Annotated in this window: 19 protein-coding genes; 11 read left to right on the top strand and 8 right to left on the bottom strand. The window is 47.4% G+C overall.

Annotated features, from left to right (window positions below; all coding sequences use genetic code 11):
• Positions 1 to 178: adenylyl-sulfate kinase (locus tag ABJO30_01105; GenBank protein MEP3231405.1), on the top strand; the 178-nt coding region annotated here is incomplete at its 5' end.
• A 214-nt stretch (positions 179 to 392) separates the two neighbouring features.
• Here the strand turns inward: ABJO30_01105 and ppsR are convergent.
• A complete protein-coding gene (gene ppsR / locus ABJO30_01100; GenBank protein ID MEP3231404.1) occupies positions 393 to 1,811 on the bottom strand; it encodes a transcriptional regulator PpsR in 1,419 nt (472 codons plus the stop codon).
• Positions 1,787 to 2,788, bottom strand: coding sequence for a cobalamin-dependent protein (locus tag ABJO30_01095; GenBank protein MEP3231403.1), 1,002 nt, complete (start codon positions 2,786 to 2,788; stop codon positions 1,787 to 1,789). Before ABJO30_01095 ends, ppsR begins: the two co-directional genes overlap by 25 nt.
• Positions 2,789 to 3,142: 354 nt before the next feature.
• On the opposite strand from ABJO30_01095, the gene hemA reads away from it, so the two are divergent.
• Positions 3,143 to 4,357, top strand: a complete 1,215-nt coding sequence (hemA, locus tag ABJO30_01090) for a 5-aminolevulinate synthase (GenBank protein ID MEP3231402.1) — start codon at positions 3,143 to 3,145, stop codon at positions 4,355 to 4,357.
• A 395-nt stretch (positions 4,358 to 4,752) separates the two neighbouring features.
• On the opposite strand, the gene ABJO30_01085 is transcribed toward hemA, so the two are convergent.
• From ABJO30_01085 to ABJO30_01075, 3 genes are all read right to left on the bottom strand, one after another.
• Positions 4,753 to 5,130: a septal ring lytic transglycosylase RlpA family protein gene (locus ABJO30_01085; protein MEP3231401.1), complete on the bottom strand. Its 378-nt coding sequence runs from the start codon at positions 5,128 to 5,130 to the stop codon at positions 4,753 to 4,755.
• Between the two features lie 328 nt (positions 5,131 to 5,458).
• The gene (locus ABJO30_01080) at positions 5,459 to 5,968 is read right to left on the bottom strand and encodes a hypothetical protein (protein ID MEP3231400.1); all 510 of its coding nucleotides are present in this window, start codon (positions 5,966 to 5,968) and stop codon (positions 5,459 to 5,461) included.
• Between the two features lie 9 nt (positions 5,969 to 5,977).
• Complete coding sequence (locus ABJO30_01075; GenBank protein MEP3231399.1) at positions 5,978 to 6,397, bottom strand: hypothetical protein; 420 nt, start codon at positions 6,395 to 6,397, stop codon at positions 5,978 to 5,980.
• A 75-nt stretch (positions 6,398 to 6,472) separates the two neighbouring features.
• On the opposite strand from ABJO30_01075, the gene ABJO30_01070 reads away from it, so the two are divergent.
• The 3 genes from ABJO30_01070 to ABJO30_01060 all read left to right on the top strand — a co-directional run bounded on the left by ABJO30_01070 (position 6,473) and on the right by ABJO30_01060 (position 8,512).
• A complete protein-coding gene (locus ABJO30_01070; protein ID MEP3231398.1) occupies positions 6,473 to 7,294 on the top strand; it encodes a YihY/virulence factor BrkB family protein in 822 nt (273 codons plus the stop codon).
• Between the two features lie 113 nt (positions 7,295 to 7,407).
• On the top strand, positions 7,408 to 7,881 hold the full coding sequence (locus ABJO30_01065; GenBank protein ID MEP3231397.1) for a J domain-containing protein: 474 nt from the start codon (positions 7,408 to 7,410) through the stop codon (positions 7,879 to 7,881).
• Positions 7,882 to 7,960: 79 nt separating this feature from the next.
• Positions 7,961 to 8,512, top strand: coding sequence for a hypothetical protein (locus tag ABJO30_01060; protein MEP3231396.1), 552 nt, complete (start codon positions 7,961 to 7,963; stop codon positions 8,510 to 8,512).
• A gap of 39 nt (positions 8,513 to 8,551) precedes the next feature.
• Here the strand turns inward: ABJO30_01060 and ABJO30_01055 are convergent, their stop codons facing one another.
• Entirely contained in the window at positions 8,552 to 10,603 is a 2,052-nt protein-coding gene (locus ABJO30_01055) for a M3 family metallopeptidase (protein MEP3231395.1), read from the bottom strand.
• 173 nt (positions 10,604 to 10,776) lie between these two features.
• Here ABJO30_01055 and glpD point away from each other — a divergent pair, with 173 nt between their 5' ends.
• The 4 genes from glpD to ABJO30_01035 all read left to right on the top strand — a co-directional run bounded on the left by glpD (position 10,777) and on the right by ABJO30_01035 (position 14,301).
• Positions 10,777 to 12,294: a glycerol-3-phosphate dehydrogenase gene (gene glpD, locus ABJO30_01050; GenBank protein ID MEP3231394.1), complete on the top strand. Its 1,518-nt coding sequence runs from the start codon at positions 10,777 to 10,779 to the stop codon at positions 12,292 to 12,294.
• Complete coding sequence (locus ABJO30_01045) at positions 12,291 to 12,896, top strand: GNAT family N-acetyltransferase (protein ID MEP3231393.1); 606 nt, start codon at positions 12,291 to 12,293, stop codon at positions 12,894 to 12,896. Before glpD ends, ABJO30_01045 begins: the two co-directional genes overlap by 4 nt.
• 164 nt (positions 12,897 to 13,060) lie before the next feature.
• The gene (locus ABJO30_01040) at positions 13,061 to 13,777 is read left to right on the top strand and encodes a phosphoadenylyl-sulfate reductase (GenBank protein MEP3231392.1); all 717 of its coding nucleotides are present in this window, start codon (positions 13,061 to 13,063) and stop codon (positions 13,775 to 13,777) included.
• A 17-nt stretch (positions 13,778 to 13,794) separates the two neighbouring features.
• On the top strand, positions 13,795 to 14,301 hold the full coding sequence (locus ABJO30_01035; protein MEP3231391.1) for a DUF2061 domain-containing protein: 507 nt from the start codon (positions 13,795 to 13,797) through the stop codon (positions 14,299 to 14,301).
• 8 nt (positions 14,302 to 14,309) lie between these two features.
• On the opposite strand, the gene ABJO30_01030 is transcribed toward ABJO30_01035, so the two are convergent.
• Complete coding sequence (locus ABJO30_01030) at positions 14,310 to 14,741, bottom strand: paraquat-inducible protein A (GenBank protein ID MEP3231390.1); 432 nt, start codon at positions 14,739 to 14,741, stop codon at positions 14,310 to 14,312.
• Between the two features lie 100 nt (positions 14,742 to 14,841).
• Positions 14,842 to 15,294 carry an Lrp/AsnC family transcriptional regulator gene (locus ABJO30_01025; GenBank protein MEP3231389.1) on the bottom strand — a complete coding sequence of 151 codons (453 nt, stop codon included), beginning with the start codon at positions 15,292 to 15,294 and terminating at the stop codon, positions 14,842 to 14,844.
• Positions 15,295 to 15,410: 116 nt separating this feature from the next.
• On the opposite strand from ABJO30_01025, the gene ABJO30_01020 reads away from it, so the two are divergent.
• Both ABJO30_01020 and ABJO30_01015 read left to right on the top strand, forming a co-directional pair.
• Positions 15,411 to 16,376, top strand: a complete 966-nt coding sequence (locus ABJO30_01020; protein MEP3231388.1) for a nucleoside recognition domain-containing protein — start codon at positions 15,411 to 15,413, stop codon at positions 16,374 to 16,376.
• A 116-nt stretch (positions 16,377 to 16,492) separates the two neighbouring features.
• Positions 16,493 to 17,920, top strand: coding sequence for an amidase family protein (locus tag ABJO30_01015; GenBank protein ID MEP3231387.1), 1,428 nt, complete (start codon positions 16,493 to 16,495; stop codon positions 17,918 to 17,920).
• The last annotated feature ends 3 nt before the right edge of the window (positions 17,921 to 17,923 follow it).

Raw genomic sequence — 17,923 nt, 5'->3', positions numbered from 1 at the left:
TTACAAAAAGGCTCGTGCTGGTGAAATTAAAAACTTCACAGGCATAGATAGTCCTTATGAAGCGCCAGATAATCCGGAAATAACGATCAACACGGTCGACCAAACACCAGAAGAAGCAGCAGAGATCATTGTTAAATATCTCACACTAAGAGGCTTTTTAAGTGACTGGGTCATTTGATACCAAAAGCGATCAAGAAAAAGGCGGCTACTGGGCAAACCAGTTGGCCGCTTTTTTGTTTTAAGCAGTGTTATCACGCTTTTCATTGTGCCCTTTAACACCCAAGTTCCAACAGAACTGCGTGTTGTCATAATCGTCGCAGCTCTAGCTGCCACCCTGTTATGCGCAATTCATGGCATGATCATCTGGGCCGCCATTGCGCAGGCTTAACAACTTATTCGTCGTTGTTATAGCGACCAAGTTTATCATAAAGGCTCTGGCGACTAAGGCCCAAAAGTTGGGCAGCGGAAGCGCGATTATCGTCGGTTAGCTCAAGGGCGGCTTCAATGCATAGTCGCTCGATCACAGAAGTCGTCTCACGCACAACCTCTTTCAAAGACATATGTCCAACAAGGCCAGTTAGTTGCTCTGCCGAATGAGGAAGTAATCCCTCATTCGCCGGCGTTTGCCTGTCTGTCATACCAACAGGCCGCACAATAAACCCATAAAGAGGAAGCTTCCCGTTAGACACTTCAACAGCGCTGATTTCGACATTCTCAACCATTCCTGTTTCACCACGCAAGCTAGTCGAGAAGCGGCGAACTTTGTTGTATTTCTTCAAGTTCGTCATCAGCACATTGCAATCAACACCAGACCGCTCAAACCAACCATCAAATTTTTCATCCAACAAACGCTCTACATTTGAAACATGCAATAGCGCGCAAAACGCAGAGTTGGCCGACACGATACGTTCGTCAGCATTCACCATGACAAAACCATCAGGCATGGTTTGAATAACGCTTAGATCAGATGCACCATCAACACCAATCATCGTGGCCGCGTTTGTATCTGTGTGCGAAAGGCGAACGATCAATAAAGGTGTATTATCTTCTCTCAACATCGCAGTGCTGATTGTAAATTTATGCTCTTCGCGATCAACAATCATAACATCGCTCACCGGATCACCCGTGAGAGCGGCTTGCATCAACACATCGGCAACATCCACATTTGATGCTTTCAAAACATCACGAATTTTCCGACCTTCAAGCTTTGTGCCGACCCCACCAAAAAGGCGTGTTGCAGCAATATTCACTTCTGAAATTTTGAGCGAGTGACCGTCAACAACAAGCATCGCTTCATTCGAAATTTGGAAGATTTGGCGGTAACGCATTTCGCTTGATTGAAGACGCACGTAGGAACGTTCCATAGAAAGCTGGGCATTCATTAAGCGGCGTTGTTCTTGCGCTATTTCCTGCAAATTTCGTCCAACGACAATGAGCAATCCATCGCCATTTTTTCCGACAATCGCATAGTTGACGGGAACATCATCGCCCGATTGCGTGAAGTGATTTACTTGCCGCCATGCCAGTTGGCCATCCTTGGTTTCATCACCAAGAAGGTTCTCGACCTTAATGCGGGTTTCGTCTGTAACCGTCTCTTGCCACTTAGAACCCAGCCAACTCTTTCCAATATCTTCGAATATACTGCCATCGGAAAACGCTGTATCGACAATTGTACCGTTAGGTTGAACGATCAAAGTTAGGTCGGATGTCGCAAGAACGATATCCATCAACTGAGTAGAGCCCAGCCCATCAAATGCCTTATCCGGCTTTGTAAACTTTGGTGCCTTTAATCGCGGGACACGCTCGTCCATTGTGTTTTCAACCTGACTTCGCTACCGTCAACTTCGGGAATTTCAAGCAGAACACGGTCAATTTTGGCGGCAATCGACAAGGCGTGTTTGGCATCAAGTGCAGTCACATCAGCACCAATTAATTGTGCTTCATCATAGTTCTGGCTAATCGCCCGCCCACCAACCATGATGATAACATCGGGGTTTTGTGAGTTAGCGCGTACATCCTCCACAACGCGAGCACACTGCTTCAATAACCTAGATTCAGTAACGGAAATACCCACCAGAGCAAACCATTCTCTACGTACTTTTACGGATAAATCATGGGTCGAACTCGGCGAATGCGACGAGGCAACCCACCCGCTTCCAGCCAATGTGTGTTCAATGATTTGCGCACCTACATTATGATCTTCACCCGGCAAGGTAGTAATCAATGCCATCTTTGATAGATGAGCGGGCGGCATAATCGGGGGATGTTTATAGACAAAATCTCGCAAAATCCGCTTCACCACATTTGAGGCGAGCGTAACATCGACAAACGAAATCTCATCCGTTTCCCATTGATAATTAAACAGAACCATCACCTCAGTAATGATCCCCAACGCAATGTCGGTAAAATTAGCGCCGCGCTCGCTCACTCGATCAAGGATATTCAAAGCACCTGCATCATCATCGTTTCGCAAGCAATGAACCAAATCATCAAAATCTTCCCGCGTCGAAAACCAATCCGCATCAAATTGAGGTGCCTCATAAGGCTCGTTCAAAATATCACGGATAGCAGACGACAAAAGCGATGTTCTGCGCTTTTTCCTACTGATCATACCAGGACCAAACTGACTGTATAAATTTGGAATAACGTCTTTTTTGATCGTACTTTCAAGAGAGCTCAAAACCGTCTTAGCCGATTTCATTGGCAATTGAGACCCTACCGATTGACGCACTTCTTCATGCTTCGCTTCGTCTTTAAATTCAGAAGATTTGGTAGGCGATTTAGACACAGTCGGGCGCCCTTCTGTCCTGCCTATTGGAAGAAAATTTCCGACAAAACAATAAATAATCAGACGTCACTCCACCTGATTAATTTAACTTAGCAGATTAAATAATCAAATGCGATACGGTCTTACACCTAGTTTTCAGTGATATAAATGTCGTCTTCAAGCGGCAATTCACTGTGCGTCAATGCGCAGGGCTAGAACTGAAAAATATGACAAATCGTGAGTTTCTCACGTATCAAACAACTTAGATGGCAGGAATGTGATCAATCAGGAAACGAAAATATTGGTGAAACGACATCAAGCTCTATTCATCCAGCGCCAGAGCGTTATAAATGCTGTCAGAAAATGAGGACGAGCATGGACTACGAAGCATTTTTTGAAAAATCTTTGGACGATCTAAAAGCGGAAGGTAACTACCGCGTTTTTGCTGATCTCTCACGCCATAAGGGCGGCTTTCCTCGTGCGACGCGCTTCACTGAAAATGGCGAGCAGGAAGTAACCGTTTGGTGCTCTAACGATTACCTCGGCATGGGCCAACATGAAAAAGTAACAAGCGCGATGCATGCAGCCATTGATGATTGCGGCGCTGGCGCTGGTGGCACGCGCAATATTTCTGGCACCAACCACAACCACGTTCTGCTTGAGCAAGAGCTCGCAGACCTGCATGGCAAAGAAGACGCGCTCCTCTTTACCTCTGGCTATGTATCCAACTGGGCAGCGCTCTCAACACTTGGGACTAAACTGCCAAACTGCACGATCTATTCTGATGCGCTAAACCACGCCTCCATGATTGAAGGCATGCGCCACTCAACAGCAAATCGCAAAATCTGGAAGCACAACAGCCCCGAAGACCTCGACCGTCTGTTGAGCGAAGCGGATCCAGATACATCGAAATTGGTGGCCTTTGAATCCGTCTATTCAATGGACGGCGACATCGCGCCGATTGCTGAAATTTGCGACGTGGCCGACAAACATGGCGCCATGACCTATATCGATGAAGTTCACGCCGTTGGCCTTTATGGTCCACGCGGAGGCGGCATTGCAGAGCGTGAAGGCTTGATGGATCGCATCACCGTTATTGAAGGCACGCTAGGCAAAGCATTCGGCGTGATGGGCGGTTATATCAGTGGCTCAAAAGCAATGTGCGATTTTGTGCGCAGCTTCGCCTCTGGCTTCATTTTCACCACCGCGGTACCGCCAAGCATTGCAGCAGGTGCAACAGCCAGTATTCAGCATTTAAAGCAGAGCCAAAGCGAACGTGACGCCCACCAGCAACGCGTTGCACAACTTCGCGCAGCGCTTGATGCCAAAGGCATTCCACACATACCAAACCCGAGCCACATTGTGCCAGTGATGGTAGGTGATCCGGTAAAATGTAAATGGATCAGCGATCATCTGCTTGATAACTACGGCATCTATGTTCAGCCGATTAATTATCCAACAGTCGCAAAAGGCACCGAGCGCCTTCGCTTCACGCCATCGCCATTGCACACAGACCAAGACATCAACCATCTGGTCAGCGCCTTGAGTGATCTGTGGTCGCAATGCGCCCTTTCAAGAGCCGTTGCTTAAGCCCGTCCGAATTGTTTTCAAAACATCAGCAATCGCATTGATCACACCCTGTTTTTGGGGTGAGCCAAACGCGGACTAAATCGACGAGTTTGTCGACAATGATGAGTGTGAGCGCTAAGGCGGCGATAGAAATTTCTTGCTCGGCCAACAGCGCGTAAAGATAGTATATCAGCCAGACAAGGCTGCATTCCAAAACGAAAAATAAAACTCTATTCCCTAGCAATCCCCCATGCGGACCATCCTTTCTCCAAGTGTTGCTTAACCCCGTTAAATGGCACCGCTTGCACGATGATCTCAGACCAACATGCAGCTATGCCATAAATTTCAATTTAAGGGCTATATCTTATAGATGGGGATGCAGAGCATTGTTTTCAAATAACAAAATGTACGGTTTGTTACTTGCGCGCGGCGGTCTTGCCAACGATCTCTACTTTTACCTTTGTAACGCCAACCTTGCGGGTCAAACCAATTTCTCGCGCGGCCGCCAAAGACAAATCAACAATACGCCCTTTGATAAACGGACCACGGTCGTTGATGCGCACGACAACAGATTTACCCGTCTTCACACGCGTCACTTTCAACAATGTGCCAAAAGGCAATGTCTTATGAGCAGCCGTTAAATCATGCTTATCAAATTGCTCACCGTTCGCCGTCTTCTGGTCCTGCCAATAGAACGACGCAAGCCCAACCTTTTGAACAGAACTGGCCGCATGGGCCTTATCAGCAAAGCCCGCGAACATTGTGATTGCCAAAAATATTTGTAAAAAACGCATGATGATACTACTCCGTGATCGTGTTGGAGTTTAGATAGGTATCAAATGAGAATTTTCTAAGGCAGGTGCGAAATTCTGCGCCTTACAATGATTATCGCAATGGGCTGAACGATGACTGCCTTGTCACCAGCAACCAAACCACCACGAATAGAAAGCTCATCGCCAGCTTTTGCGGGCAGCCTTTACCCGTAAAAACTATCCATTTCTCATTCATCAAATCTATTTATTTTTTGTGGCTGACATAGATAAGGATTTGTTTTTACTTAAACCACCACAGCTCCGATACTTTTCGCAAGGTTGCTATGGGTCGATAATTGAAGAGTCATAATTAAAACAAACGAACATCAAGCGGATTAGTTGCAAGCAAGTACGCAAGAAAAATACCGTTCTTTAAAACTCTAAGCCGCTTAAAATTTAGATTATATCTCATAACGAGAATTTTTTTAGAATAGTAATTTCCCAATTTGGCAGATTTTTTCAGCAAAACCAGTTTATCAGCATCATCATCTGTTAGAAATTCTAATGCATAGTGTAGACAGTAAGAAGCTTCACATTTTTTATCATAACGTCTAAATTTCTCTAAATATTTTAAACTATTCTCTTTATCGTCCAAAATCTCATAACAATCAAAAATTCCAAATGCGGCATGAGGCAGATCACACTTTTTAAACTGAGCAATTGCTTTATCGATATTTTCTATCTGAAATGGTTCATCCCATAAAAGATCAATACCTTTCGCATAATGCTCCCATTCAACATTGTTCGGATATTTTTTTAAAGCATGCTCTGCGCCTAATTTTATAAAACTTCGTCTTTCTTCTACGTATGATTTTCTCAATATTTCACCTCAAAATCGTAGGTTTCCAAAGGTTCCGCCAACATTTGTCTTAGAAATGGTCGTAAAATTGGGTAGCTTTGGTCGGTTCTTACCACCTCCACTCGGTGTATCGCAAATTTCTGGACCCGATACACTTGGAGGATTTTGCTGTGGTCTACGCTTCCCACTTGTTTCTGGGTCTCCGTCAAGTTCTAAGTGCAAATTAAAGACAAACTCTAGCACTGCGCACGTCTTCTTACCTAAATTATGCGTCCAAATTTCATCTTCGCCAACAAAATAGTTGTGCGTGATTTGGCCGTCTAGGGAGGTTACTTCTAGGTTGTAGACGCGGGTGGGGCCGTCAATCTTGGTGATCGACTTTACTGTGACTGCCTTGTCACCAGCAACCAAACCACCACGAATAGAAAGCTCATCGCCTTCTTTCCCCAACGGGTTTATTAAATTGGGTTTTTATCTCATGCCGCCTACATTAGGGGCATATCGAATCGCAAAAGCACCCACCTCATGCCTCATTTTTTAAAAACGCTTTGGCGCGCTATGCAAAAGTTCAACGATGATGGCGGCACCGCGATTGCGAGCAATGTCGCTTTGTCTCTGCTTTTGTCGCTCTTTCCATTCCTCATGCTTGTCGCCTCTCTCCTTCGTATTTGGGGAGATACAGCGCTGGTGGATGAGGTGTTTAATTTGGTGCTTGGTTATTGGCCCGCAGATGCGGCAAGGCCGCTTGCGGAGCAGATAAAGATTATCGTCAACCAACGCGCGGTCGAGTTCTTTTCTGTCAGTACCTTTATCGGCCTCTTTCTCGCGACCAACGGCATTGAGAGTGCGCGGGATGGTTTAAACCGTGCTTATAAAATCACCGAAAACCGCCCCTTTTTATGGCGGCGATTACAAAGTGTTTTGTTTGTCATTAGCGGCGCTTTCGGCTTGATTATTGCGGCGATCATCCTCATTGGCACGCCGATTATTTGGGCTTTTTTAATCGAGCGCATGACCTTTTTGGAAAACTTCAGTTTCACCGTCGGCTTAGTAAAATATGCGGTCGCTATCTCCGTATTGATCCTGACGCTCATTGCCTTTCATCAATTCCTACCCAATGGGCGGCGGCCTTTGCGTGAAATGGCTCCGGGCATTGCACTCACCATTATCGGCATGATTGGCGGCTCGCATCTTTTCGCGATTTATCTGCAAACCATCGCCAATTACACGGCCCTTTATGCAGGTTTGGCAGGCACGATGATTGCGATTGTTTATCTCTACGCAATCTCCGCCCTCATCCTATTTGGTGCAGAGTTCAATTCTGCCCGTGCTGAATTACGTTCGTAAACCGACATTTTCTTATCAAATGCGATGAATATATTCAGTTGGAATTAATAATTTCCACGTACAAAAACTATCATTAAATTATGAAATTCGTACTGCATATTAGGAATTTAGCGATGTTCACTGGAAATGGTAAAACAGTTGAAGTTTCAATCCGAATGTTAGATGGCGCAACAATTCGTGGCGCAATCGCTCTTGGACAAAACATAACGTCGTTAGACGGCATGCTTTCAAAGCCGACCCCGTTTCTTGAGTTTTATTCAAAAGATGGTCAGCGTAAATATGTTGCCAAGCATCAAATTTCCTATGTTGAACCTGTCGAGCCACTGAAGAAACCCGTTCTTCCAAACACCACAGGATCGCGTTTTACAGATGCCTATACGATCTTAGGTGTTGCCCGCACGTGTACCTTTGATGATGCAAAAATCGCGTTTCACAAATTGGCAAAACAGTATCACCCAGACACGGTTTCAAGCGTGGGTTTACCGCCAGAAGTAGAAACCTACATGAATGACATGTTCAAGCAGGTCAACACGGCTTTCACTGAACTGCGCTCTGAATTGCAAGGCCAGCAGTTCAACGCGGCTTAGCCTCACTAAAATCTGATTGAGCCGCCCTGCCCAGCGCACCCTAGAAATGATAAACTCCCTTAGATGAAGGGAAGTTATCATGCGGTATATTCTTTCACTATTATTTCTAATAAGCGCCTGCCTACAAAGCCACGCCTTTGCGCTAAGTGGTGAGGTGACCGGCGGTTATAATCGCGGATCATTCGTAAAACTTCACCCAAGCAAAGACATTGTCGTTGGCAACGACACCTATCAAGACCACAATCTTTATGTCTTTGATGAAGACCAAAACATCGTATTGCCGAAAGCTCTTGCAGTCGACATCGGCCCGCAAGGTTCACTCATTCCCAAAGGAACGATTGTCGCAAGCCACTACGTGTTTTTCGATCCTGAATATGGCACCAGCCAGCTCGGCTACATAGAATTTGACGCCGCCGTTTTGGGGATCGCCACGAGCACATGGACCTTGCAAGCTTCAGACTTTTTAGCCAACACGGACGTCACCTACTTAAACCCAATTTTGCGCGGGCTTGAATGGGAAGACCGCGTTTGGATCGACAAAGAAAACCCGTTCCGCGTTTGGGTCAATTGGGCCGCTTCCAGCCCCGGTGACTATATCCGCGTGTTCACGGCAGCCTCACCGAGCGTTTGAGCGAGAGGGCCAACAGGCCCTCACCCACTCTACAAAGCCTTAAGCGACGTCTTTCAAACCACGTCCTTCAAGCAGCGCATCAATCTCAGGCATTTTGCCACGGAACGCGACATAGAGCTCGGCAGGGTCTTTGCTGCCGCCTGTTGAATAGATATTCTCTAGCAAGCGTTTTGCCGTTGCACCATCAAAGGCGTCGCCTGTTTCTTCAAAGGCTTGGAAGGCGTCTGCGTCCATCACCTCGGACCACATGTACGAATAGTAACCGGCAGAATAGCCGTCACCTGAAAACACGTGAGCAAAGTGTGGCGTGCGGTGTCGCATGATGATTTCATCCGGCATGTCGATCTTCGCCAAAATGTCTTTTTCAATCTGTCCCACATCCTGTGCGTCTTTTGCAGGCATGGTGTGGAGCTCCAAATCGACCAATGCTGATGAGACATATTCCACCGTTGCAAAACCTTGGTTGAAAGTTTCTGCACCCTTGATGCGCTCAATCAATTCATCTGGCATCGCCTCGCCTGTTTTATAATGCACCGCATATTTCGACAGAATGTCACTTTCGCCCAACCAGTGCTCAAACAACTGGCTTGGAAGCTCAACGAAGTCACGCGCAACGCTGGTGCCTGAAATCGATGGATAGGTCACATTCGACAACATGCCATGCAGGGCATGGCCAAATTCATGGAACAATGTGCGAGCATCATCAAAGGTAAGCAGCGCCGCTTCGCCTTTAGGTGCTTTGGCAAAGTTCATCACATTGACGATGATCGGGCGGATATCGTCTTTCAATTTTTGCTGGCTACGATAACCGCTCATCCATGCACCAGAGCGTTTTGATGATCGCGCAAAATAATCCGCCAAGAACATTGCCACATGTTTGCCGTCACGGTCCATCACCTCAAAGGCGCGCACATCGTCATGGTAGACGGGCACATCGGTTCGTTCTTTAAACGATAAGCCAAACAAGCGCCCTGCCGTATCAAACGCTGCCTGAATGATGTTTTCTAGCTGGAGATAGGGTTTGATTTCCGCTTCATCCAAATCATGCTCTGCGCTGCGTACTTTTTCAGAATAATAGCGCCAATCCCACGGTTTAATATCGTGGTTCGCGCCTTCGCTAGTGGCGAGTGCTTTTAGCTTATCCGCTTCGCGCTTGGCTCTGGCTTTCGCTGGCTCCCAAACTTGCACAAGAAGATCACGCACAGCATCCGGTGTTTTCGCCATTTGGTCATCGAGTTTAAAATCAGCAAACGTATCAAAACCAAGCAAGTTAGCTCGCTTCTCACGAAGGGTCAGCGTTTCGGCGATGATGGCGCGGTTGTCATTCTCATTGTTATTTTCGCCACGGCTAGACCACGCCTTAAAAGCAATTTCGCGCAAATCACGACGGGATGAAAATTGCAGGAACGGCTCAATCAACGAGCGTGAAAGCGTGATGACGTGCTTGCCTTCATGGCCACGCTCATTGGCGGCAGACGCGGCGGCTGCAACCAAGAAGTCTGGCAATCCGTCCAAATCTTCTTTCTTCTCCAAAACCAGTTCATAAGCACTTTCATCAGCCAGCATGTTTTGCGAGAACGACGTGCCAAGAGTTGCTAAACGCTTGGTAATTTCAGCCATCGCACTGCGCGCCTCACCCTCAAGATTTGCACCCGCACGCACAAAGCTGGAGTGGGTGCGTTCTAAAACGCGCAATTGCTCTGGTGTCAGCGACAATTTTTCTTGCTGCTCGAACAAGGTTTTCACCCGCGCGAACAACTCGGCATTTAACATTATTTTGGAAGAGTGCTCTGCAAGCCTTGGCGCCATATCGCGCTCAATCGCCTGCAAATCAGGATTGGTATTTGCGCCTGATAGATTGAAAAACGTGCCCGCAACTTTTGATAAGCTTTCTCCTGAAAGCTCCATCGCTTCAATGGTATTTGCAAAGGTCGCAGCATCGCCGTTTTCAGCGATCGCCACCATTTCTGCTTCATTTTCAACAAGCGCTGCATCAAAAGCCTCGCGATAATGATCGGCATTGATCGTATCAAACGGCGGCAATTCGAAAGGAGTGGTCCATTTTGCAAGAAGCGGGTTAGTCGCGGTCATTCGGCCTCACAGGGTATCAATTTATCTTTCCCATCATATGGGTATTCGCGCCCTTATGAGAAGGCCTGTATTTAATAACAATTTCGTTTCCTCGGCTCATTTCACAAAAACGTTTGATTGCCACCGTCAAGTCAGATCGTTAGATTGGATTTAGGAGTTAAGAGGGGAATCCAATGAAGAGTTACGACATTCTAGTCATCGGCGGCGGCATTAATGGTTGCGGCATTGCAAGGGACGCAACAGGGCGCGGTTATAAAGTTTGCCTCGCGGAGATGAACGACCTTGCCTCTGGCACTTCCTCATGGTCGACAAAACTCATTCACGGTGGCCTTCGCTATCTCGAATATTACGAATTCCGCTTAGTGCGTGAAGCTTTGATCGAACGCGAAACCCTTTGGGCAATGGCACCGCACATCGTGCGACCACTGCGGTTCATCCTTCCCCACCACAAAGGCTTACGACCCGCATGGCTGATCCGTCTTGGGCTTTTCCTTTATGACTATATGGGCGGGCGCAAAAAATTACCTGCAACATCCACAGTCAACTTGCTGAACGATGCCACAGGCAAACCACTTAAGCCGATGTTTTCAAAAGGCTTTGAATATTCTGATTGCTGGGTTGATGATGCACGCCTCGTTATTTTGAATGCCGTGGATGCATCTGACACTGGCGCTGAAATCAAAGTTCGCACCAAAGTTGTATCAGCCAAACGCGTTGACGGTGTCTGGCATGCAGAACTTGAAAACACAGAAACAGGCGAGATCGAAACTGTCGAAGCGCGGCTCATCGTCAATGCGGCAGGCCCGTGGGTTGATCGCGTTTTAAACAATGCGGTCGGCAAAGAAAACTCGAAGAACGTTCGCATGGTGCAAGGTAGCCATATCATCGTCAACAAGATGTTTGAGCACGATCGTTGTTATATCTTCCAAAACGACGACAACCGCATCATCTTCGCCATTCCTTATGAGCAAGACTACACGCTGATTGGCACCACCGACCGCGATTATAACGAAGATCCGGGCCAGGTGAAAATCAGCCAAGAAGAAATCGATTACCTTTGCGATGCAGCGAGCGAATATTTCAAAGTGCCTATCACCGAGGCAGATATGGTTTGGAACTATTCTGGTGTGCGCCCGCTTTATGATGATGGTGCATCATCAGCCCAAGAAGCCACCCGCGACTATACGTTGAAGCTTGATGAAGGCGAAAACGGTGAAGCCTCGATGGTCAATATTTTTGGCGGCAAAATCACGACGTTCCGAAAACTTGCTGAAAGCATGATGGAAATCGTGGAAGAACAAATTGGCGAGAAACAGCCAAAATGGACCAATGGCGCAAGGCTACCAGGTGGATCTTTCAAGGCAGAAGAAAACGATGCGTTGATTGCTAAAATTACTAACGACTATCCCTTCTTAAACCAGAAAATAGCAACCCGCCTCCTCCATACCTACGGTATGCGGACATTTAGATTTATGGACGGCGCAACGTCCATTGATGATATGGGCCAAGACTTTTCCGGCGACACTGATGCAGGCCTTTATGCCCGCGAGATTGACTACCTGATCGACGCTGAATGGGTGCGGGATTCTGAAGATGTCTTATGGCGCCGCTCTAAGCTCGGCATCAAGATCAAAGGGGAAGCCGTGACACAGCTACAGGCTTACATTGAAAAGAGGCGCGCGCCGCTTTGATCGAATTAAACCTCAACGGCTATACGGACATACCAAACGGTAAAGTTGCCAATATCGCGACTTTCCTTGAAATGGTGGGGCGCCCTGCCCTTCGTCCTGTGCCAGATACTGGCCTCACCCTTACCGCCATGTCACCGCCTGATCTGACGCGTTATAAATCGATTTTCAAGGCAGTTGGCGAAGATTGGCTTTGGTTCTCCCGTCTCACCATGAGCGATGAAGAGCTTGGCAAGGCTATCAATAATCCGGCCATTGAAATTTTTACCGTGCAAAAAGACGGCGCTGACATTGGGCTTTTAGAAATTGAACTAGGCGACGGCGAGATGATGGAGCTTGGATATTTCGGCCTTGCTGAAAGCGCTGTCGGCACGGGTGCCGGCCGCTTTATGATGGATTACGCAATCCGCCGCGTGTTCGATCATCATGGTGCGAAGCGATTTTTCGTCCACACCTGCACCATGGATAGCCCTCAGGCACTCACTTTCTATATTCGCTCAGGCTTTGTGCCTTACAAACGGGCGATTGAAATTGACGATGACCCTCGAATATCAGGCCATATCGCTAGGGATAAAGGCACACATCACCCTATTATCGATGGCTAGTTAAAATCCTCACTGGTACTAAACTTCCAATTTCAACAGCATGATTGTTCAAAAAACAGCGTTCTAAGAAAACAATATTTCTCAATTCGAGCAAACTCTAATCAACAATATCTGCCTGACGAGGGTGTGATTGGTATAATGGGTCCAGTTAAAGAGGATTTATCATGCCAACACCATCAGACGTGAACGCAATTAATGAGTTACTTGCTGGTATGACGCTTTCAGAGCGTCTTGCATGGATTGCTGACAGCTATGAAAAGCCAGTTTACACCACCAGCTTGGCGCGCGAAGGCCAATATATTATCTGGAACCTTGCAACAAAACAGATCCCGATTGAGATCATTACATTGCAAACAGGTCGCCTCTTTCCTGAGACTCTATCCCTCCTGCAGATCACAGAAGACCGCTACGGCATCAAAATCAAACAAGTTGAACCCGACACATCTGCTGTTGACGGTTACATTGCTGAACATGGCCGTGATGGGTTTTATCAAAGCCTAGAAGCCCGCAAAGCCTGCTGCGCTGTTCGTAAGAACAATCCACTGCAAAAAGAATTGAAACATGCCGATGCATGGATCACAGGCTTGAACCGTGAACATTCACTAGGCCGTGAGAAAACCAAGCTTGCTGAGTGGAGCGAAGCGCACAAGGTGATGAAGTTTAATCCCCTCGCTGATATTTCTCTTAAAGAAATCAATGAGGCAATTACCGCCCACGAAATTCCAATCAACCCTCTTTATGATCGCGGTTACACATCAATTGGTTGCGAACCGTGTACAAGAGCGGTAAAGTCAGGTGAACATTCTCGGGCCGGCCGCTGGTGGTGGGAACAAGGTGTTAGTTCAGAGTGTGGCATTCACACCGAAAAAACCGCGGCATAACCTCAGTGGCGTATTCAATGGCGGCAGCTCAAAAAAATTTGACAAAAAAGCCGGCAGAAAAATTATCACGATCAATTTTGAAAGCCGTATCATGGCGGGTGCTCGGATCAATCGACACCTTTTTGCTGTCCTTTCTTGTGCTCAAATTTGGCGGCAATCTTCTGCCAATTGAAGTTGCAGACAGCAACACAGGCTTGATGGCAACAGCCGCAACCATTGCCATTGCTGAAGTGATCACCAAGATCATCATTTACACTCTGCATGAACAAATTTGGACGCGCGTTCGCTGGGGGCAGCAAACTGATAACGGTGAAGCACGCGACCAAAAACGCCGCAGCATTGCCAAAACTGCCACATGGCGCATTACCGCGACACTCGACACGATGTTGCTTGCATGGATTTTTACAGGCAGCACTGCTGCAGCTGTTACAATCGGTTCTCTAGAGATTTTGACAAAGCTTGTGCTTTATTATCTGCATGAACGGTTTTGGAATAAAATTAGGTTCAAAAAAGCAGCTCAATAGAGCGTATTTTAGGCGCGACGACGCTGAACCATTATGGTTGCCACCGCCATTAGAACCACAGCCGCTGTAAAAAACCACAAGCCTGGTTGAGCGGTAGCTTTTGCAAGGCCTGATGTCTTCGTTGCAACGATAATCAAGGCGACCACCAGCACATCCATCATCGACCATTTCGATAATGTCGACAAAAATCCAAGCCCCCGCGCACTAGCGAACAACTGTGGCCTAAGACTTGCTGCAGCCAAATAAAGCAACTTCATAGCCGGAAACAGCACTGAAAAGAACCCGACAATCAAGGCTAAAGGCCATGATTGATCCAACCAAAGCTGATGGATGATTTCAAGGAGAGACGCTTCCTTTTCGAAAAAGAAAAGCCGCTCAAAGACCATCAACGGCAAAGTGATCCCAAAATAAAAAGTAACGCTGGCCGCAACGACCAGCAAAAGTTGAGCGGAAAACAGAGGCAGGCTCCTAGCTTGTGGAAGCCTTTATGTGCGTGCTTGGGGTGAATGCGTCAAGTGGGGGATTAGGATTTATCAAACATCACAATTTGATGGCAGTTTCATCCTTAGCAGTCCTTATGACGATCATCGTGAGGAAACGAGCGACGTTATTTTGGTCCCGAAACAATCGATCGCATAATTCATCAAACTCATCCATGTCTCGCAGCCGCAGCATAAGCACGACATCGACATCACCTGTAACAGCATAAGCAGAGGATACCGCCTCTTCGGCTGTCGCAATCTCCAAAAAACGGCGCATATGATGTTCACCGTGTAGCTTCAATTCCACAGTGACCATCGCCTTAATCACACGCCCTGCTTTAACTGGATTAATGATTGCCACAATGCGCTGAATAAAGCCTGTCTTGTGTAGGCGCTGAACCCTGCGCAAGCAACTGGAAGGCGACAAACCAATCTCATCTGCCATCTCCACATTTGTACGAGAGGCATCATGCTGCATGAGGTTTAGAAGTTTTCGATCAATTTTATCCATAAAGACCAGCATATCCCGCTTAATTTTATCTGCAATATTATTGCACAATAAAGCAATTTTTGACCACAAATGCGAATGGGCCTGAATTACAAACTCTTCAAATAGAGGAGTTTGCATTGTCGATAATGATCAATTTTTCAAGAAAAACACGCGAAGCATTAGATGTTTATTGGATCTTAGCCCGCATAACTATACCCATCACAATCGGCGCAGAAGTCTTAAATCGGCTCGGTGCTATCGAAGCAATCTCACCTCTATTTTCTCCTGTTATGGGCATGCTTGGTTTGCCAGCAGAGCTGGGACTAGCATGGCTGACTGCAATGGTCGTTGGAATATGGGGCGCTATTCCGCTCCTTTTCACTTTGGTGCCTATCGCCACGCTCAGCACAGCAGATGTGACAATTTTTTCGGCCCTCATTTTGTTTGCTCATGCACTCCCCATTGAGCAAAAAATCATCGCGAAGGCAGGCCCAAGCTTCCTTGTAACAACAATGCTACGTATTGTAGGCGGGCTATTGTTCGGTCTTGTACTGCATCACTTATTTACAATGACAGGTTGGCTTGCAGCACCTGTAAATCCAGTTTGGATACCCATAAGTGAAACTCTCGCATGGAAAGATTTCTTCTTTGCTTTAGCAGAAGCTATGGCATGGATGTTGGTCATCCTCGTCGTTTTATTTTGGGCGCTGGAGCTACTGAAATTAGTCGGCGCTATGGATATCTTATTAACGGCACTATCCCCCATATTACGACTTGCTGGGATCGAGCGGGAAGCTTCTTATCTTACATCCGTTGGCCTATTCTTAGGCATTTCCTATGGCGCGGGCATCCTTATCAACGAGGCGGAATCTGGCAACATCTCACCGAGACAAGTCTTCCTTTCCTGCATTTTCATGGGGTTCGCGCATAGTATAATTGAAGACACTTTGATCGTTGTTGCACTTGGTGCCGATATCTATAGCGTTTTGATTGGAAGGCTCCTTTTTGCAATTATAGCAACGGCCTTAATTGCAGCTTTCCTTCAGCGCATTTCCGATACGGCATTCTTTACCGCCGCGTTTTCAGCGAAAGGTAAACGGTAAGCCAAGTAAGCAGATAAATCGCGTAACCAAATAGACGTTTACTAACGCGACCTTTATCGGCATCCTCTTAAGCAAGAGACGTCAGGGTTTTCACTCCACCAAGTCGGAATTTTGCGATGAGCGACACAACCAACGAATTCATCAAAATGACAGCGAGCCAAGCTGTTGCTCACCTGCGTTCAAAAGAGGTCTCCCCGCTTGAATTGGTTGAGGCATCCATTAAGCGCATTAAAACGGTGGATGATAAGATCAACGCGCTGCCCATTCACTGTTTTGAGCAAGCGCGGGCCCAAGCAAAATCGTTTGATATTGAAACTCATGCACAAAACCCAAAATCACTCTGCGGCCTGCCGATTGCCGTAAAAAATTATAATGATCTTGGCGGCGCTCTAACCACCTATGGCTCCCCACTTTTTGCAAATAATATCGCCAAACATTCAGACGCCACAGTTCGCCAATTGGAAAGCAATGGTGCAATCGCGGTTGCAAAATCCAATGTCCCAGAATGGGCAGGCGGGCACACGTTCAACCCCGTTAATGGCACAACATTAAACCCGTGGGATATGCGCAAAAGTGCGGGCGGGTCATCTGGCGGATCAGCCGCCGCCCTTGCGAGCGGATCGGTTTGGCTCGCCACTGGCAATGACCTTGGGGGGAGCCTTCGAACACCCGCTGCCTTCAACGGCATTGTGGGTTTGCGACCCGGCCCAGGCCGTGTGCCACGCGGTACACGATTGCCTGCAATGGATACGCTGTGGGTGGAAGGCCCAATGGCGCGCAATGTTCCCGACTTGGCTTTAATGTTGGATGCGGGCGTGGGTCAACAAATCGACGACCCATTGTCTTTTGACCATGCTGGCCCGTCCTTCGTGGAGGCGCTGGAAAAGGCAGAGCTTCCAAAGAGAATTGCTTTCAGTCCTGACCTTGGCATCGTTTCGATGGAGAACGAAATCGCGCAAATTTGCGGTGGGGCTGGTTCGTTTTTTGAAGGGATGGGTGTTGACGTAACCGACGATATTCCAGATTTCACTGGCGTGCTTGAAGCCTTCCAAACCTTGCGCGCGGTTTTGTTTGCAACGTTGATGGAACCAATCTTGGCCCAACACCGAGAGCACATCGCGCCCGAAATCATCGGCAATATTGAGCGCGGTCTTAACATCACGCCTGCACAAATATTCGACGCTGAACGGGTGCGCATCGAGCTTTATAAAAAGGTCATGAAATTCTTCGAGACGCACGACTTCCTTATCTGTCCCGCAGCCTCCATCGCCCCCTTCCCGATTGAGCAGCGCTATGTCACTGAAATTGATGGTAAGCCCTGCGAGACATACATCGACTGGTTCTCCATCACCTTCGCACTCACCATGACAGCCTGTCCAACCATGAGCGTGCCTTGTGGTTTCACGTCAAAAGGCCTACCTGTTGGCGTACAGATCATGGGTAAGCCGAGAGGGGAAGCGGCACTTTTAGGGGCCGCGAAATTATTTGAAGAAGCGACAGGCATTTCAAAGAAAGTGCCGATTGACCCTCGCACGGGTGGGTAATGA

The sequence above is a fragment of the Hyphomicrobiales bacterium genome (assembly GCA_039973685.1).
In the GTDB taxonomy this organism is placed as follows: Bacteria; Pseudomonadota; Alphaproteobacteria; order Rhizobiales; family JACESI01; genus JACESI01.
The sequence above is the reverse complement of the archived record's forward strand: the minus strand, read 5'-3'. Positions and strand labels throughout refer to the sequence as shown.

Bases quoted from the DNA above. Each gene is read 5' to 3' on its own strand.
- ppsR (MEP3231404.1), bottom strand. From the start codon at position 1,811: ATGGACGAGCGTGTCCCGCGATTAAAGGCACCAAAGTTTACAAAGCCG.
- hemA (MEP3231402.1), top strand. From the start codon at position 3,143: ATGGACTACGAAGCATTTTTTGAAAAATCTTTGGACGATCTAAAAGCG.
- ABJO30_01085 (MEP3231401.1), bottom strand. From the start codon at position 5,130: ATGCGTTTTTTACAAATATTTTTGGCAATCACAATGTTCGCGGGCTTT.
- ABJO30_01070 (MEP3231398.1), top strand. From the start codon at position 6,473: ATGCCTCATTTTTTAAAAACGCTTTGGCGCGCTATGCAAAAGTTCAAC.
- ABJO30_01065 (MEP3231397.1), top strand. From the start codon at position 7,408: ATGTTCACTGGAAATGGTAAAACAGTTGAAGTTTCAATCCGAATGTTA.
- ABJO30_01060 (MEP3231396.1), top strand. From the start codon at position 7,961: ATGCGGTATATTCTTTCACTATTATTTCTAATAAGCGCCTGCCTACAA.
- ABJO30_01055 (MEP3231395.1), bottom strand. From the start codon at position 10,603: ATGACCGCGACTAACCCGCTTCTTGCAAAATGGACCACTCCTTTCGAA.
- glpD (MEP3231394.1), top strand. From the start codon at position 10,777: ATGAAGAGTTACGACATTCTAGTCATCGGCGGCGGCATTAATGGTTGC.
- ABJO30_01040 (MEP3231392.1), top strand. From the start codon at position 13,061: ATGCCAACACCATCAGACGTGAACGCAATTAATGAGTTACTTGCTGGT.
- ABJO30_01035 (MEP3231391.1), top strand. From the start codon at position 13,795: ATGGCGGCAGCTCAAAAAAATTTGACAAAAAAGCCGGCAGAAAAATTA.
- ABJO30_01025 (MEP3231389.1), bottom strand. From the start codon at position 15,294: ATGGATAAAATTGATCGAAAACTTCTAAACCTCATGCAGCATGATGCC.
- ABJO30_01015 (MEP3231387.1), top strand. From the start codon at position 16,493: ATGAGCGACACAACCAACGAATTCATCAAAATGACAGCGAGCCAAGCT.